This is a genomic window from Saccharothrix lopnurensis (assembly GCF_042658445.1).
GTDB classification, from domain to species: domain Bacteria; phylum Actinomycetota; class Actinomycetes; order Mycobacteriales; family Pseudonocardiaceae; genus Actinosynnema; species Actinosynnema lopnurensis.
The window spans coordinates 40590-55639 of sequence record NZ_JBHSQO010000016.1 but is presented as its reverse complement, the minus strand read 5'-3'; the positions used below and the strand labels follow the sequence as shown (position 1 = coordinate 55639).

16 protein-coding genes are annotated in these 15050 nt (G+C 72.2%); 8 read left to right on the top strand and 8 right to left on the bottom strand.

Annotated elements, in window-relative coordinates:
* Positions 1-10: 10 nt before the first annotated feature.
* Positions 11-211: a hypothetical protein gene (locus ACFP3R_RS17725; protein WP_380637325.1), complete on the bottom strand. Its 201-nt coding sequence runs from the start codon at positions 209-211 to the stop codon at positions 11-13.
* On the opposite strand from ACFP3R_RS17725, the gene ACFP3R_RS17720 reads away from it, so the two are divergent.
* The 4 genes from ACFP3R_RS17720 (at position 195) to helR (ending at position 5848) form a co-directional block, all read left to right on the top strand.
* Entirely contained in the window at positions 195-635 is a 441-nt protein-coding gene (locus ACFP3R_RS17720) for a hypothetical protein (RefSeq protein ID WP_380637324.1), read from the top strand. The two genes, ACFP3R_RS17725 and ACFP3R_RS17720, sit on opposite strands and share 17 nt — an antisense overlap.
* 797 nt (positions 636-1432) lie before the next feature.
* The gene (locus tag ACFP3R_RS17715; RefSeq protein ID WP_380637323.1) at positions 1433-1912 is read left to right on the top strand and encodes an NUDIX hydrolase; all 480 of its coding nucleotides are present in this window, start codon (positions 1433-1435) and stop codon (positions 1910-1912) included.
* A gap of 418 nt (positions 1913-2330) precedes the next feature.
* Positions 2331-3533 (top strand): glycosyltransferase, encoded by a 1203-nt coding sequence (locus ACFP3R_RS17710; protein ID WP_380637322.1) that lies wholly within the window; start codon positions 2331-2333, stop codon positions 3531-3533.
* Between the two features lie 113 nt (positions 3534-3646).
* Positions 3647-5848: an RNA polymerase recycling motor ATPase HelR gene (helR, locus tag ACFP3R_RS17705; RefSeq protein WP_380637321.1), complete on the top strand. Its 2202-nt coding sequence runs from the start codon at positions 3647-3649 to the stop codon at positions 5846-5848.
* Positions 5849-6035: 187 nt separating this feature from the next.
* Here the strand turns inward: helR and ACFP3R_RS17700 are convergent, their stop codons facing one another.
* Complete coding sequence (locus ACFP3R_RS17700) at positions 6036-6350, bottom strand: helix-turn-helix domain-containing protein (protein ID WP_380637320.1); 315 nt, start codon at positions 6348-6350, stop codon at positions 6036-6038.
* 167 nt (positions 6351-6517) lie between these two features.
* Here ACFP3R_RS17700 and ACFP3R_RS17695 point away from each other — a divergent pair, with 167 nt between their 5' ends.
* Together ACFP3R_RS17695 and ACFP3R_RS17690 are read left to right on the top strand one after the other, a co-directional pair.
* Complete coding sequence (locus ACFP3R_RS17695) at positions 6518-6748, top strand: transcriptional regulator (RefSeq protein ID WP_380637319.1); 231 nt, start codon at positions 6518-6520, stop codon at positions 6746-6748.
* A gap of 180 nt (positions 6749-6928) precedes the next feature.
* Positions 6929-7849, top strand: coding sequence for a hypothetical protein (locus ACFP3R_RS17690; protein WP_380637318.1), 921 nt, complete (start codon positions 6929-6931; stop codon positions 7847-7849).
* Here ACFP3R_RS17690 and ACFP3R_RS17685 read toward each other — a convergent pair.
* Both ACFP3R_RS17685 and ACFP3R_RS17680 read right to left on the bottom strand, forming a co-directional pair.
* On the bottom strand, positions 7830-7997 hold the full coding sequence (locus ACFP3R_RS17685) for a hypothetical protein (RefSeq protein WP_380637317.1): 168 nt from the start codon (positions 7995-7997) through the stop codon (positions 7830-7832). The genes ACFP3R_RS17690 and ACFP3R_RS17685 overlap by 20 nt on opposite strands.
* A gap of 31 nt (positions 7998-8028) precedes the next feature.
* On the bottom strand, positions 8029-9171 hold the full coding sequence (locus ACFP3R_RS17680) for a Fic family protein (protein ID WP_380637316.1): 1143 nt from the start codon (positions 9169-9171) through the stop codon (positions 8029-8031).
* Between the two features lie 470 nt (positions 9172-9641).
* On the opposite strand from ACFP3R_RS17680, the gene ACFP3R_RS17675 reads away from it, so the two are divergent.
* Positions 9642-10271 (top strand): MBL fold metallo-hydrolase, encoded by a 630-nt coding sequence (locus ACFP3R_RS17675; protein WP_380637315.1) that lies wholly within the window; start codon positions 9642-9644, stop codon positions 10269-10271.
* An 836-nt stretch (positions 10272-11107) separates the two neighbouring features.
* On the opposite strand, the gene ACFP3R_RS17670 is transcribed toward ACFP3R_RS17675, so the two are convergent.
* The 3 genes from ACFP3R_RS17670 to ACFP3R_RS17660 form a co-directional block, all read right to left on the bottom strand.
* The gene (locus tag ACFP3R_RS17670) at positions 11108-11416 is read right to left on the bottom strand and encodes a hypothetical protein (RefSeq protein WP_380637314.1); all 309 of its coding nucleotides are present in this window, start codon (positions 11414-11416) and stop codon (positions 11108-11110) included.
* The gene (locus ACFP3R_RS17665) at positions 11400-11639 is read right to left on the bottom strand and encodes a DUF397 domain-containing protein (protein WP_380637313.1); all 240 of its coding nucleotides are present in this window, start codon (positions 11637-11639) and stop codon (positions 11400-11402) included. Before ACFP3R_RS17665 ends, ACFP3R_RS17670 begins: the two co-directional genes overlap by 17 nt.
* A gap of 149 nt (positions 11640-11788) precedes the next feature.
* Complete coding sequence (locus ACFP3R_RS17660) at positions 11789-12664, bottom strand: helix-turn-helix domain-containing protein (protein ID WP_380637312.1); 876 nt, start codon at positions 12662-12664, stop codon at positions 11789-11791.
* 260 nt (positions 12665-12924) lie between these two features.
* Between ACFP3R_RS17660 and ACFP3R_RS17655 the strand changes: the two genes are divergently transcribed.
* Positions 12925-13758 (top strand): SAM-dependent methyltransferase, encoded by an 834-nt coding sequence (locus ACFP3R_RS17655; RefSeq protein ID WP_380637311.1) that lies wholly within the window; start codon positions 12925-12927, stop codon positions 13756-13758.
* 402 nt (positions 13759-14160) lie between these two features.
* Here the strand turns inward: ACFP3R_RS17655 and ACFP3R_RS17650 are convergent, their stop codons facing one another.
* Positions 14161-14955: an alpha/beta fold hydrolase gene (locus tag ACFP3R_RS17650; protein WP_380637310.1), complete on the bottom strand. Its 795-nt coding sequence runs from the start codon at positions 14953-14955 to the stop codon at positions 14161-14163.
* Positions 14956-15050 lie beyond the last annotated feature (95 nt).

The following is a 15050-nucleotide window of genomic DNA, read 5'->3' as shown; positions in this document are numbered from 1 at the left end:
CACAGGCGGATCAGATGCTACGACGATTCTTACTCTGCTCTTTTTTAGTTTTGACGGCGACCACAGGCTGCGGCAGTGGGACGACGATTTTATCACCTGCATCTGATTCACCCACCACCGATGGCCCCTCGAAAGCGACGACAACTACGACCACGACTTCACGCGTCAATACATTCGACTCGTCCATAAATGACGTGATCGACCAGATCAACCTACAACTGCCGATTCTAGCGGATGAATCTTCACCTCTCCCGACGACAGTTGTAAAGCAGGGAATTTTCGGCGGCAAGGTTACACCCGTCACCGAAATCTATCTTCTCCCGGAAAGCAGCGCATTTAGCAAGACTCGCGCTGTTACCGTGTACGTAAAGGGAAGAAATGGCACAGTTCAGACTCCCGCTCGCTTGTTGAGCGGCATCGGAGCATCACTAAACACGCTCTCCAGCGAAGCGGTTGAAGCATTCCATAAGGACGCACTACCGCAACTTTCGATGCTGACGAAGGTACGCACCACCATTACCGTAGGATCGTTCTACGATTTAACCATCTTGGTGCGCAGTTCGACCTCACTCACCTTCATCTACACGCCGGTCGGAGCCACACCTCCATCTGAAGCTGAAACGCTCGGGCTGTAGAACGCGTAAGCAGCCACTGCAAGAAGCGGCATCATCTGCCGAATTCAGCTCTACAGGATCAAGGCGCGCCGCCTGCGGCAGCGCGCGGGCGGGCAGTCACCGCGTTGGCACCGACTCCCCGCATCACGGCACGCCGGGCTCCCGCTCCGCTCCGCCCGGCGGCCGTGCGCGGAGTCGGCGCACGTGGTCCGGTGGCGGCGCGCTGAGGCAGGGTCGAGCTGGAGGCCGAAGAGTCTTGCGGCTTGCCGGTCGGGACGATCGCGCGGTGACGTGGCTAGGGTGGGCTGGGCGCGGCGATCGGCTGCCGCGACGGCTGCGCCGTCTTGCCATCGGGTCATGAGGCAGGCCGACCGGCACCGGGACAGCGGCTACACGCGGACTGCGGACTCCTCACGGACTGAGGCTGCGGCGCATCGAGGCGGAGTGCAGCGTTCACGCTGGTCAGCGGACATGGGCCATCGTGTAGCCCACGCGCCTTCCTAAACCGTGTGTCGCAGGTTCGAATCCTGCCGGGGGCACTTACCTTTCGCCGGGTGAATCAGGCCCTGAGCAGCGACAAAGCGCTCGGGGCCTGATCTTTTCCACCAGTCGCCGTCAGCCGGGATCTGCCCCGGTTCACCGAGGTTCACGGACGTGCTCCCCGATTCCTCGCGGTCGGGCCAAGCCCCTTCACGTCCACGTAGGACCGGGCGAACTCCCGGAAGGACAACGAGTCGCAGCCCGTCAGCCACGCGGGTTCACCCGCACCGCCACTCGACCCTCTGTGAGTCGCCAACCCAACTGGTAGGCAGGAAGGCATGGCACGCACGGACCACTACCACTACCACGACCCCAACGCCCCCGAAGCGACCACCATCGTCGTCGCGGTGACCGCGTTCGTCCAGGACGACCAGGGCCGCCTGCTCATGATCCGCCGCACCGACAACGGCCTCTACTCGATCCCCGGCGGGGCCCAGGACGTGGGCGAGACCATCGGCCACACCGTCGTCCGCGAGGTCAAGGAGGAAACCGGCGTCGACGTGGACCCCACCGACATCATCGGCGTCTACTCCGACCCCGCCCACGTCATCTCCTACACCGACGGCGAAGTCCGCCAGCAGTTCTCCCTCTGCTTCCGCGCGACCCCCACCGGCGGCGAACCCCGCACCAGCGACGAGGCCGGCGAGGTCCACTGGGTCACCCGCGAAGACCTCGACGCCCTCGACATCCACCCCTCCACCCGCCTCCGCATCGACCACGGCTTCGCCGACCGCACCACGCCCTACTTCGCCGGGTAACCGGACCCGGTCAACGCCCGGCAGTGCCGCTTCCCCGCACCACGGCCCGCCCACCTTCCCGCCCCACTCCACCCGGCAGACGTGCACGTGGTCCGGAAGTGGTGCGCCCGCGCAACAACCCGACAGGGAGCGCGGAAGCAACAACGGCCACCCGGGACGGAACCGCGGGCCGAAAAAACCCGCGGCCGGGCACACCGGTCGGCCGGGGTCGTGCGGGAGTGGGGCGAACACCGGCCAGGCGGGAACGGGGGTTCGCACCGCGGAGGGCCGAGCGAAGACCACCGGCAACGGCGGAAAGGGGATTACCCGCTCCTCTCCACCATCAACGTATAGCGCACCGGGGGTCTTGCCACAAGCCCCCGGCAGTGCCGCAGAATTCCCGGCCGAAGCCAAGACCTGCGGAAACGGGAGTCACCGGATGCGTGTGCTGTTGTCGACCTACGGATCACGCGGGGACGTCGAACCGCTGGTGGGGCTCGCGGTGCGGTTGCGCGAGCTCGGGGCGGAGGTGCGGGTCTGCGCCCCTCCCGACGAGGACTTCGCGCGGCGGTTGGCCGGGGTCGCGGTGCCGCTGGTGCCGGTCGGGCCCTCGGCCCGCGCGTTGACGGTCGCGGCGCCGTCGCCGGCCGACCTGCCGCGCCGCGCGGCGGAGTTGATCGCCGACCAGTTCGCCACGCTCACCGCGGCGGCCGAGGGGTGCGACGTGGTGGTGGCCACCGGGATGCTGCCCGCGGCCGCCGGTGCGTTGTCGGTGGCGGAGAGGGTGGGGCTGCGCTCGGTGTCCGTGACGTTCCAGCAGCTCACCCTGCCCTCGCCGCACCACCCGCCGCTGTCCTACCCGGGTCGGCCCTTCCCGCCCGGGGTGACCGACAACCGGGTGCTGTGGGAGCTGGACGCCGAGAGCGTCAACGCCCTGTTCCGCGAGGCGCTCAACGGCAACCGGGCCTCGGTCGGGCTGGCGCCCGTGGCGGACGTGCGCGACTACGTGATCGGGGAACGGCCGTGGCTGGCCACGGACCCGGTGCTGGACCCGTGGCGGCCGGCGGATTTCGACGTCGTGCAGACCGGCGCCTGGACCCTGCCCGACGAGCGCCCACTACCCGACGGGGTGGAGGCGTTCCTCGCCGCCGGGCCGCCGCCGGTCTGCGTGGGCTTCGGCAGCATGCCCCTGCACGCCGCGCGGGACGCCGCCGCGGTGGCCGTCGCGGCGGTGCGGGCCCACGGCCGGCGCGCGGTCGTCCTGCGCGGGTGGGCCGGGCTGGGGCCGGTCGACGGCGGGGACGACTGCCTCGGCGTCGGCGAGGTCAACCACCAGGCGCTGTTCGGTCGGGTGGCGGCGGTCGTGCACCACGGTGGCGCGGGCACGACGACGACCGCCGCGCGGGCGGGCGTGCCGCAGGTGGTGGTGCCGCAGGCGGCGGACCAGCCGTACTGGGCCTCGCGGGTGGCGGAGCTGGGCATCGGGGTGGCGCACGACGGGGCGGTGCCCACCACCGCGTCCCTGTCGGCCGCGCTCGGGGTGGCGCTGGACCCGGGAACCTCGGCACGGGCCCGCGAGGTGGCCGGTTCGGTCCGCGCCGACGGGGCGGCGGTGGCCGCGGGGATGCTGCTGGCCGGGTGAGCGGAACCGCGTGGCTTGACACGGGGTGGACAATAAAAAATTGGCGTGCTCTCCACTGATAAAATGGAAAACCCGCCTTAAAGTAATTTCAGGTTAGCCGTTGTGAGGGGCATGTGTCAACTCAGGGGTACGAAGAGGAACTGCGGTCCGAGCGCGCCTACATCGCCGGGCTCTACGCGCGGCTCGACGCCGAGCGCGCGCGGGTGAAGGGCGCGTACGACGCGGCGCTGCTGGGCACCGGCGGGACCCCCGTGGAACGAGACTCCGAGGTCCGCGCGCTGGCCGCGACGGCGAAGCGGCTGGACGTGGCGGACAACGGGCTGTGCTTCGGCCGGCTGGACACCGCGTCGGGCGAGCACTCCTACATCGGCCGGATCGGGTTGTTCGACGAGGGGGACGGGTACGAGCCGGTGCTGCTCGACTGGCGGGCGCCGGCGTCGCGCGCCTTCTACGTCGCCACCGCCGCGAACCCGGAGGGAATGCGCCGCCGCCGCCAGTTCCACACGCGCGGGCGCCGCGTGGTCGAGTTCACCGACGAGGTGCTCGGCCGCCCCGACGGCGACGAGCGGGGTGACGCGGCCCTGCTCGCGGCGGTCAACGCGCCGCGCGGCACGGGGATGCGCGACATCGTCGCGACGATCCAGGCCGAGCAGGACGACATCATCCGGCTCGACCACCCCGGCGTGCTGGTGATCGAGGGCGGTCCGGGCACCGGCAAGACCGTGGTGGCGCTGCACCGCGTCGCGTACCTGCTCTACACCCAGCGGGAGCGGATGGAGCGCCACGGGGTGCTGGTGGTCGGGCCCAACCCGGCCTTCCTGAACCACATCGGCCGCGTCCTGCCGTCGCTGGGCGAGTCGGACGTGGTGTTCACGACCCCCGGCGACCTCGTGCCCGGCCTGCGCGTGACCGCCGAGGACGAGCCGGGGGTGGCGCGGCTCAAGGGGTCGCTGGAGATCCTCGACGTGCTCGCGGCGGCCGTCGCCGACCGGCAGCGGCTGCCGGCGTCCCCGCTGCCGGTCGAGCTGCGGGACGTCGCGCTGCGGATCGACGCCGGGACCGCCGAGTGGGCCCGGGAGGAGGCGCGCGCGAGCGGCCTGCCGCACAACGAGGCCCGCTCGGTGTTCACCGAGATCGTCACCTACGTGCTCACCGAGCGGGCGATCGCCCGGATCGGCCGGGGCTGGCTGACCCGGGAGGACCGCGAGGCGTGGGAGCAGCTGCGCGCGGACCTGCTCAAGGACCTCGCGGAGGACGAGGCGTTCACCGCCGCGCTCGACGAGCTCTGGCCGGTGCTGACGCCCGCCGCGCTGCTGTCGTCGCTGTACTCCTCCCCCGAGCGGCTCCGCGCGGCGGGCGGCGACCCGGCGCTGGCGCGCGTCGACGGCGAGGCGTGGACGGTGTCGGACGTGCCGCTGCTCGACGAGCTGGTGGACCTGCTGGGCCGTGACGGGACGGTCGACCGGGCCGCCGAGCGGGAGCGGAAGAAGGAGGCCGAGTACGCGGCCGGCGTGCTGGACACCATGGTGGACCGCCGGGACATGATGGACGACGAGGACCACCTGTTCGCGCAGGACCTGCTCTACGCCGAGGACCTGGCGGAGCGCTTCCTCGAACAGGACACCCGCGAACTCGTCGAGCGCGCCGCCGCGGACCGGGACTGGACCTACCGGCACGTCGTGGTCGACGAGGCCCAGGAACTGTCCGAAATGGACTGGCGGGTGCTGATGCGGCGCTGCCCGGGTCGGTCCTTCACGGTGGTCGGCGACCTCGCCCAGCGCCGGTCGGCGGCCGGGGCGACCTCGTGGGGCGCGGTGCTGGAGCCGTACGTGCCCGGCCGGTGGGTCTACCGGTCGCTGACGGTGAACTACCGCACCCCGGCGGAGATCATGACCGTCGCCGCCGCGCTGCTGGCCGAGTTCGCGCCGGGGGTCCGGCCGCCGGAGTCGGTGCGCGCCTGCGGCGTGCGGCCGTGGTCCAGGAGGGTCGACGGGGACGGGTGGGCCGCCGCGATCGAGGAGTTCACCCGGGACGAGGCCGGGCGCGAGGGCACCAGCGTGGTGATCGGGCCGCCGGGGGTGCCGGGCACGGTGCCCGCCTCGGGGACGAAGGGCCTGGAGTTCGACGCCGTCCTGGTCGTGGCGCCGGAGCGGATCCTCGCCGAGGGCCCGCGCGGCGCGGCCGAGCTCTACGTGGCCCTGACCCGGGCCACCCAGCGCCTCGGCGTCCTGCACCGGGACCCGCTGCCGCCGGCCCTGGCCGGGCTCGTCGAGGCCGGGGAACCGGTCCGGTCCGGGGACCGGCGGCCGGTGTGACGCCGTCGCGGTTCCGGCGGGGGGCCGGAACCGCGACGGGCCCCGGGGCGTCCCGCGTCCCGGTCGGCCGTGGCCGGCGGGGCGTCCCGGGGCGTACCCGCGGCCACCGCCTCGACCCGCGGGCCGGACACCGCGCGTGTTCGGGCTCGGCCGGTGACCGCTGGTCCACAGAGGACCCGGCGGGACGTCAGTCCCGGGTCCGCTCCAGCCGGCGGGTCAGCTCGGCGACCAGCTCCTGGTCGGTCAGGTCGGCCGGGTCGGGGCGGGCGCGCTGGAGCCGCGCCTCCTCGTCGGTGATCAGCTCGGCCGCCACCCACGCCTCCAGCGGGCTGACCTCGAACAGGCGGGCCACCGCGCGGGCCGTCTCCAGCGAGACGCCCCGGCCCCGCTTCCACTCGCTGATGCGGCTGCGGTCGACGCCCGTCACCCGGGTCAGGTCGCCCGTCTTCAGGCCGCGGTTGCGGAGGTTGGTCTCGACGTACTGCCACCAGCGCGTGGTCACCCGGCGATATTAGTGGCCCGGACGCAACACGCGCCACGCGCGGCCAACACGGTGAAGTGCGTAGTTGTTGGCGCACAAGGAAAACCGTCGTTGCGTCGAGGAAACCGAGCTAATGTTGTGTTGCCACACCGGACGGTGTGCGCACACGACAGAGTCCGAGGCCGGCCATGCCCCACACCATCAGGCTCCGCTCCGAAGCCTTCTCCAAAGCCGTGCGACTCGCGGGGTTCCGGTCCGACTACGCCCTGGCCCGGGCGATGGACGTCAACCGCTCCACGGTCACCCGCGTGCTCAGCGGCGCGCTCCAACCCGGTCCGGCGTTCATCGGCGGCGCGCTGGTCGCGCTGACGCCGATGCAGTTCGATGACCTGTTCGAGATCATCCGCGTGCCCCGCTGACCACTCTCCGTGTTGTTCGCGGGGGTCTTTTCAGGTACGCGGAGGCGTAGGCGAGTGGAGTGCGGGAGCCCGTGATGTGGAGCCTCACCCGAATGCGTGACACTAGAAGCGTGGGACCGATCTGACTCGATGTGACCATTGGCCAACGCTCGAGGTTCGGCGGCGGAAGGACAGCGGCAGGTGAGCGACGAGTCGCGGCACGCGGCTTCGGCATTGCGCCGGGACCTGGGGGACGCCCTGCGCGCACCCGACCCGCGGGCCTGGTTCGACGCGAACCACGAGCGCGTCGTGGACGTCCTGCGCGCGGCGGTGGACGAGCCGGAGGCGGCCGCGGCGCTGCTGGCCGAGGTGTGGCCGGCGGTGCCCGCCGACGCGGACGAGGACTGGTGCCGGGCGCTGCACGAGGTCGGCGCGCGACTGGCCGGGGCGCTGCCCACGTCGCTCGTGCTGGCCACGGCCTTCCGCCGGGGCGCGCGGGCGCTGCGCGCCAGGGGGCTGCTCCCGCTGGCCGCCGCGCAGGGGATGCGCGAGCTGGCCGTGCACCGGACCCGCGACGACGACCCGGCCGCCACCGCGGACGCCCTGCGGGACCTCGCGGCCACCTACCGGGCGCAGGGGCGGGTGCACCGGGTCGTCGGTTGCGCCGACGAGGCCCTGGAGACCTTCTTCCGGCACGGCGACCGGGTCGGGGCCGCGCGGGCGCTGACCCACCTCGGCGAGCTGATGACCGAGGTGGGCAGGCTGGACGCGGCGGTCCGCTACCTGACCCGCGCGGACCGGGTGTTCGGCGAGGTGGCCGCGGGGTTCGGCGCGGAGACGGGCACAGGGACGGTCGCAGGGGCGGGCACAGGGACGGTCACAGGGACGGGGTCGGCGGTCGGCTCGAAGGTCGGCGCGGCGGCCGGCGCCGGGGCGAACGCCGCCGACCGGGCCGCGGCGCTGGCCCCGCTGGGGCGGGCGCTGTGGCTCTCCGGCGACCGGGCGGCCGCCCACCGCGCGTTCAACCGGGCGCTGGCCCTGCTGATCGGCGTGGACGACGCGGCCGCGCAGCGGGTGCGCGACCTGGCGGCGGAGCTGGAGCTCACTCCCGGAACAGGGTGACCAGCGCCAGGACGACCTGGATCAGCAGGCCGGTGGCGAACCGGGGCCCGGCCGGGCCCCCGGAGCGGTGGCGCGACCGGCGGCAGCGGGCCCGGTGGCAGGCCGGGCGGCGGCAGGGGCGGGTCGGGGGTCCATCGGGCTCGTTCATCACTTCGGTGTGGTCCCTGGTGGTCGCGGGGTCAGAACGCGGCGGTGGTGTCCGGGTGGTCGGCGAGCAGGTCGAGCACGTCCCGGCAGAGGAACACCCGGCGGTAGCCGCGGAACTCCCACGGGACCAGGATGCCGAGCTCGACGAGCCGGTTGGTCAGGTCGGCGGCGGCCCTCTTGCTCACGCCGTGCCGCTCGCACAGCCCGGGGTGGTCGACCACCGGGAAGCCGATCAGCTCGGCGGCCACGCGCGGGAGCCTGCCCTTGTCGGGTAGCCGGCGGGCGTAGTCGGCGGCGAGCGCCTCCAGGTGGTCGATCAGGCGCAGCTGGGCGAGCGCCTGCTCGCGCAGGCCGGTGGTGAAGAACTCGACCCAGCGGTGGACCAGCCCGGTGTCGACCACCGCGCGCAGCTGCCGCCGGTAGTCGGGCATGGCGTCGTCCAGCCACACCGACAGCGGCAGGACCTGGTCGCGCAGCAGGCCGGTGCGCACGAGCTCCAGCAGCGAGAACAGGCGCGCGACGTGCCCGTTGGCGGTCGGGAAGGGTTGCAGCACCTCCAGCTGGTAGTGCGCGATGGCGATCCGCGCGCTGCGGGGCTGCCCGTCCTCCTCCCGCGACCACGTCGACCACTGCTCCAGCGACCCGACCAGGTGGGCGCCGGTGGCCGTGAGCAGGTAGGCGCCCTCCGGCCCGGCGCCCAGCCGGCCCGGCGCGTCGCGCAGCACGTCCCCGGGCCGGTCCGGGGAGCGGCCGGCCATGATCGCGGCCATCTGCCCGACCAGCGCGACGTCGGTGGGCTCGTCGGGGCGGACCCGCCCGACGCCGTGCTCGTAGGCCCGCCGGTAGGGCGCGACGGCCTCGTGGGCGGTGCCCTCCAGCGGCGCCGCGCCCCGGGAGGCCAGCAGGTCCACCGCGAACGCCTCGCGCAGGCCCACCGCGATCCCGGCCAGGCCGGCCGAGCTGTTCGCGTCGCGCACCTGCGTCGCCCGCACGAGCGCGGAGCGCGCGCCGAGCCGGTCCGCCGCCTCGTCGAGCCTGCCGAGCGCGTGCTCGGCGTCGGCGCAGGCGCGGTAGGTCGACACGGGCAGCCGCAGGTCCGAGGGCAGCGGCGGTGGGAGGTAGGCGCCTTCGCGGAGGAGTTCCCCCGGAACGCCGGGCTGGTGGGGGACCGGCACCCATTGACCCGGCGGCAGAGGCCGAAAATCCATGGCGGGAAGCATCCACGAAGAACACCACCTTGGCAATAGTTCAACGAAGTGAAGTCAGATGGCAGTTCTCTTCTCTTTACCCAGAGTGCCCGGACCGGGCTGCCCGGGACGGAGAGCTGCTCCACCCGGGTCACCCGCATTTGTGCGGATTCGCCACCGGTGACGGGGAAATGATAAGCCCAGTTCACGAATGGTGGAGCGGGCGATCCGAGTGGACCACCGGTCAATTCTCGGCGGATCCGGTCCGACCAGCTTTATTCCACTCGACGGGAAGCGCCGGCGCCGGGCCCGGCCGAAAACCCGCCGGCCCGGCGACCGCTCCCCGCCCCTCACCCGATCGAGAAGCGCCATTTCCACGACCCGGCCCGCGGGCCGCGCCACCGGAACCGCCGCGTCGAGCGGTCCGGACGGCGCCGGGCGGCGCTACGATCCCGGGCGTGCGCCCCCTGGCCCCCGGAGTCCACCAGCTGCTTGGTCGGCCTCCGCACATGATGAACGCCTACCTGGTCGAGGACGTGCTGGTGGACGCGGGCACGCCCGCCGCCCGCAAGCGGATCGCGCGCCAGCTCGACGGCCGCCGGCTCGCCGCCCACGTCGTGACGCACGCCCACCCCGACCACTTCGGCTCCAGCCACGCGCTGTGCGAGCGGTACGACGTGCCGCTGTGGGCAGGCAGCCGCGACGTCGAGGCGATCCAGGACGCCCGCCCGGTGCCCGCGCCGGGCCTGCTCCCCGCACTGCTGGCGAAGATGCCGATGCCCGACCCGCACCCGGTCGCCCGGGGCCTGGTCGAGGGCGACGAGGTCGCCGGGTTCACCGTGCTGGACGCGCCCGGCCACTCCCCCGGCCACATCGCCCTGTGGCGCGACCACGACGGCGTGCTGATCTGCGGCGACGTGTTCTTCAACGTGCTGCGCCCCGCGCCGCCGCCCCGATTCCTCACCCACGACGTCGAGCGCAACCGCGAGTCCATGCGCCGGCTCGCGGAGCTGCGGCCGAAGCTGGTGCTGTTCGGCCACGGCCGCCCGCTGCGCGACCCCGACCGGCTCCGACGCCTGGTCGGATGAGCGCCCCGGCGCCGTCCGGACCGCCGGTGGCCCCCACCATCTTCTCGAACGCCTGTTCGATCCGTCCACACCTGGGGACAGACCTGTGGACAACTGGGTCTTACCTGGTCAGCGCCTGTGCATGAGCGAGCAGTTCGTCCACGGTCCACTGGTCGTGGGCGTGCTGCCCGCGCTTCTCCGCGACGATCCGCCCGTCGGGGGAGATGAGGAAGTCCGCCGGCAGCCCGAGCCGACCTCCCGGCGGGTCGGGCAGCGGGCCGAGGATGTCGCTCTACCGGTACGTGGCCGACCGGGGCGAGCCGGAAGCGCTCGCCGCGGAACTCGTGCTGTCCGAAGTGGACACCTCACCACCCCGCACGCGTTGTGGGACGAGCAGGTCGCGGTGCTGGTGGAGCGGGTGCGCGCGGCGGTGGGGAAGCACCCCAACGCGGTGCCGCTGACCACGGCGCACCGGCGCCGGTGCCCGAGCGTGCTGCGCTGGTCCGAGGCCGTGCCGGGGGTGCTGACCCGGGCCGGGCACCGCCGCGATGACGGGGCTGGGCGCGGAGTTCCGGCGCGGCCTGGCCGTGGTGCCGCGCGGGTTGCGGCGGCCCCGGGAGCCGGCGGTCGCGGGGTTTGGCCGGTGCGGGGACCGAAGCCGACCTCGGTCCCCGCACCGAACGCGACGAACACGGAGTTGCGCTCCGAGCGTGGTGTCGACGTGGGCGCGGCCGACTCCCGCTGCGTCTCCAGGTCAGGTTCGCCGAAGAGGGACCGGGTGGTCCCTCACCCGTCCACCACCGCGGACGCGGACGGGACATCGTCGGGCGGTCCGAACCGCGGGGGAAGCGGGTCGGTCACGCGATCCGGTCATCGGGCAGGTCGAGCAGCTCGTCGAGCACGTTCGTCGCGGGGCCGTGCGCGCGCCAGGAGAAACGGCTGGGCGCCAGGACGTTCACCTCGTCGGCGGGCATCCGCATCGCGATCGCGTCGTCGGCCGTGTGCAGCCGCACGACGTCGATCACCGCGTCGTGGGCGCGGACGCCGACCACCGCCGCGATCTCACCCCGGGCGTCCCGGGGGTGGAGGAACTGGAAACCGCGTGCGATGAGTTCTCGCAGTTGGCGGGACGTGCGGTTGGCCGTCTGGTCAGCCCACGAGGTCATCGAACTCCCCGTCCCTGGCCCCGGCCACGAAGGCCGCGATCTCCGCCCTGGTGTAGACCAGGGCGGGGCCCTCGGGGAAGCGGGAGTTGCGCATCGCGACCGAGCCGTCGATCAGCGCGGCGAGTTCGACGCAGTTGCCGAGCGCGCCGCTGCGGGCGCTCTTGCGCCACGCCACACCGGCGAGATCGGCAGCGGACATACCGTTGTGGACCTCGGCGGTCATCGACATCACCCTCCAACCCCGGACGACGCGTCGTCGCGGTGATGCATCTGCACGTGCATTCGACTGTGCACGGACCGTAGCACCGGCCCGCGCACGGGTAAATGCACGTGCAGATGCAGAGCGCGAACTTCCCCCGTACGGACGAAGGGCTACAGGTCCGCTCGGATCTTGCTCAGCAGTTGCCTGCTGCGGTCGGGGGTCTCCGCGTCCACGGTGAGCCGGTCGAACACCCGGCTGTAGACCTCCAGCTCATCCAGTTTGTCCAGGTAGAGGGCACCGGCGAGGTGTTCGAGGTACACGATGTCCGGCAGGTCGGGCTCCCCGAAGCGCAGCATCGTGAAGGCGCCCTCCGCCGCGTAGCCGCTCAGCTGGTAGGGAACCACCTGGAGGGTGATCGAACTTTCCCTGGTCACGCTCAGCAAGTGCTCGACCTGCGCCAACAGCACGCGCCGCCCGCCGATGGGCCGGTGGAGCACCGACTCGTCGATCACCGCCCACAGCCGCGGGGCGCCCGGCCGCTGGAGGATCTTCTGCCGCTGCATCCGCAGCGCCACCCGCCGCTTCACCGCGGGACCCGCCAGCTCGGGACGGCCGTGGCTGGCGATCGCCATGGCGTAGTCCTCGGTCTGGAGCAGGCCCGGGATGAACTGCGTCTCGTAGGTGAGGATGCGCGAGGCCGCCTCCTCCAGGCCGACGTAGTCCTGGAACCAGTCGGGCATCAGGTCGGAGTAGCGGTGCCACCAGCCCGGCGAGTTCGAGCGGCGGACCATGTCGAGGAACTTCGCGCGGACCTCGTCCTCGGTCACCCCGTACATCGTGAGCAGGTCGTTCACGTCGCGCTCCTTGAGCCCGACGCGGCCCAGCTCCATGCGGCTGATCTTCGACTCCGAGCCGCGGATCGCGTAGCCGGCGTCCGCGCGGCTGATCTCGGCCGCCTCGCGGAGCCTGCGCAGCTGCGCGCCGAGCACGATCCGCAGCGCGGTCGGCCCGCTCTCCCGCTCGGGGGTCGGCTCACCCGTGACCACCGTGGCACCTCCCGACCGTCATGCCCCTGAACCACTCCCGGCCCACTGCCGGTCGACGCCCACCCGGAGCCGTCCACCCGAACAGCGGTTGCGCCCGAACGGGGCCAACTCGCATCGTCACTGAACGTACACCCCCGATCTTGTCGCGCCAGACGTACGCGGTCCGCTCACGCGATGGGCCCATACGCTTACGCTGAGCGGACTGTGACGCGGTGCACGGAAACATCGCCCTTCTCCCCCCATTATGCGAGGTCATCACAATGTCGGGTACGTCCTCGGACGCCGCCACCCCCGTCTACATCGACACCACCAAAGCCAGCATCGCCAGGGTTTACGACGCCTTCCTCAACGGCAAGGACAATTACGAGATCGACCGCGAGGTTCTGCGGCGGGTCCAGCAGGTCGCTCCGGAGGCGGCGACGCTGGCCGTGGACAACCGCAACTTCCTCATCCGCGCCACCCGTTTCGTCGCGAGCCAAACGGGGATCACGCAGTTCCTCGACTGCGGCTCGGGCCTGCCCACCGCCGAGAACACCCACCAGGTGGCGCAGCGGATCAACCCGGATGTACGAGTCGTGTACGTGGACAACGACCCCGTGGTGCTGGCGCACGGCCGGGCGCTGCTGGAGGAGAACGACCAGACCCACTTCTCGGCGGCGGACATCTTCACGCCGCAGGAGATCCTGAACGACCCGGTGGTGCGCAAGCACATCGACTTCTCCGAGCCGGTGGCGTTCTTCCAGATGGGGACGCTGCACCACTACAACGGCACCTCGCCGACGTCGGCGGAGATCATGGCCGAGTACGTCGAGGCCCTGCCGTCCGGGTCGTTCGTCGGCATCTCGCACTTCCTCGACCCGGAAACCGAGGAGCACTCGGCCATCGCGCGGCGGATGGAGGAGACGTTCCTGCACTCGCCGATGGGGAGCGGGCGGTTCGCGACCATGCGCGAGCTGGAGGGGCTGTTCCACGGGTTGGAGCTGGTGGACCCGGGGATCGCGATCTGCGCGGAGTGGTGGCCGGACGGGCCGCGGTTGAAGGAACTGGACGCGGTGAGCTACTGCATCGCGGGCGCGGTGGGGCGCAAGCCCTGACGATCTTCGGTAGCCTCGTGCGCCGCGGGGAGGGCACGAGGCTGTCCGTGGGGTCTGCCGCTACACGATCGAGTGAATATCGCCGGATGATGTACGGAAACGGTGTTCCCGATCATCGGTAGAGGAGAAATCGACGGCCGAGCGACCACCCCGCTCCGGGCCGACGGGGCTTCGGGCCGACGGGGCGGTGCGCGTGACGACGGGGCGGTGCGCGTGACGACGGGGTGGTTGCCCGGCCGGGGTGGTTGAGTTGGGTGGGGTGGTCGAGTTGGGTGGGGGTGGACGGGTGCGGGGAGCGGGTTGCGGAGGACGGGCTGTCGCCGCGAGGTGAGCCGAGGATGAGCCGAGCAGCGGGCCGAGGATGAGCCGAGCGGCGCGGTGACCAGGGGCCGGTGGGGACGGTCAGCCGGTGAAGAAGCCGGTCAGCACCGGGGCCGTGACCTTGGCCTTCACCATGTGCGTCTGTCCCGGTAGGACGACCAGCTCGCCCTTCGGCAGCGCCGAAGCCAGGTACCGCTGGGCGTTGCGCATGTACTCCGGGCTCTTCCCGCCCGCGATCACCAGCGCGGGCACCGCCGCCCCCGACCACCGCCCCGCGGGCGGCGGGGTGCCGTGCTGGTACTCGCCCACCACGGCCAGGTCGTTCGGCAGCGTGTGGGCCACCCCCTTGAGCTTCTTCCACGGCGGCATGAGCTGGAGCGCCACGACGAAGAACCCGGGCGTGCCGACGTAGCGCATGAACAGCTTCACGGCGTCGCCCCGGCGCTCCTCCGCGATGGCCTGGGCCACCCGCGCCGGGAAGTCGGGTTCCATCGGCCGGTGGGTGTCGTCGATGATCATGGGCGACTCGTAGATCGCCACCCGCTCCGCCGCGACGCCGCGGTGGACCGCCTCGGCCACCAGCGTCCCGCCCGACGACATGCCGAACAGGTGGGCGGTGCCGCCGGCCTCCTCGATCAGCGCGGCGATGTCCTCGACCTCGCGCCCGACGTCGTACGGCCCCGCGTCACCGCTCTCGCCCCGGCCCCGCCGGTCGTAGGTGTAGACGGTGAAGTCGGACGACAGGGCCTTCGCCAGCTCGGTGGCCGGGCCGAACTCGCGGTAGCACATGGCGCCGTCCACGATGATCAGCGCCGGGCCCGACCCGGTCCTGCTGTACGCGATCCTGGTGCCGTCCGCGGACACGACGTGCGTCATCTTGCTCGGTTCTCCTCAAGCTGGTCGGGGTGCGGTCTCGCGGACCACGAGCGGACCACGAAGGGGGACCCGGCGCCCGGGACTGGGGCCGGAGC

Bases quoted from the DNA above. Each gene is read 5' to 3' on its own strand.
- ACFP3R_RS17715 (WP_380637323.1), top strand. From the start codon at position 1,433: ATGGCACGCACGGACCACTACCACTACCACGACCCCAACGCCCCCGAA.
- ACFP3R_RS17710 (WP_380637322.1), top strand. From the start codon at position 2,331: ATGCGTGTGCTGTTGTCGACCTACGGATCACGCGGGGACGTCGAACCG.
- ACFP3R_RS17695 (WP_380637319.1), top strand. From the start codon at position 6,518: ATGCCCCACACCATCAGGCTCCGCTCCGAAGCCTTCTCCAAAGCCGTG.
- ACFP3R_RS17685 (WP_380637317.1), bottom strand. From the start codon at position 7,997: ATGAACGAGCCCGATGGACCCCCGACCCGCCCCTGCCGCCGCCCGGCC.
- ACFP3R_RS17670 (WP_380637314.1), bottom strand. From the start codon at position 11,416: ATGACCTCGTGGGCTGACCAGACGGCCAACCGCACGTCCCGCCAACTG.
- ACFP3R_RS17665 (WP_380637313.1), bottom strand. From the start codon at position 11,639: ATGACCGCCGAGGTCCACAACGGTATGTCCGCTGCCGATCTCGCCGGT.
- ACFP3R_RS17655 (WP_380637311.1), top strand. From the start codon at position 12,925: ATGTCGGGTACGTCCTCGGACGCCGCCACCCCCGTCTACATCGACACC.
- ACFP3R_RS17650 (WP_380637310.1), bottom strand. From the start codon at position 14,955: ATGACGCACGTCGTGTCCGCGGACGGCACCAGGATCGCGTACAGCAGG.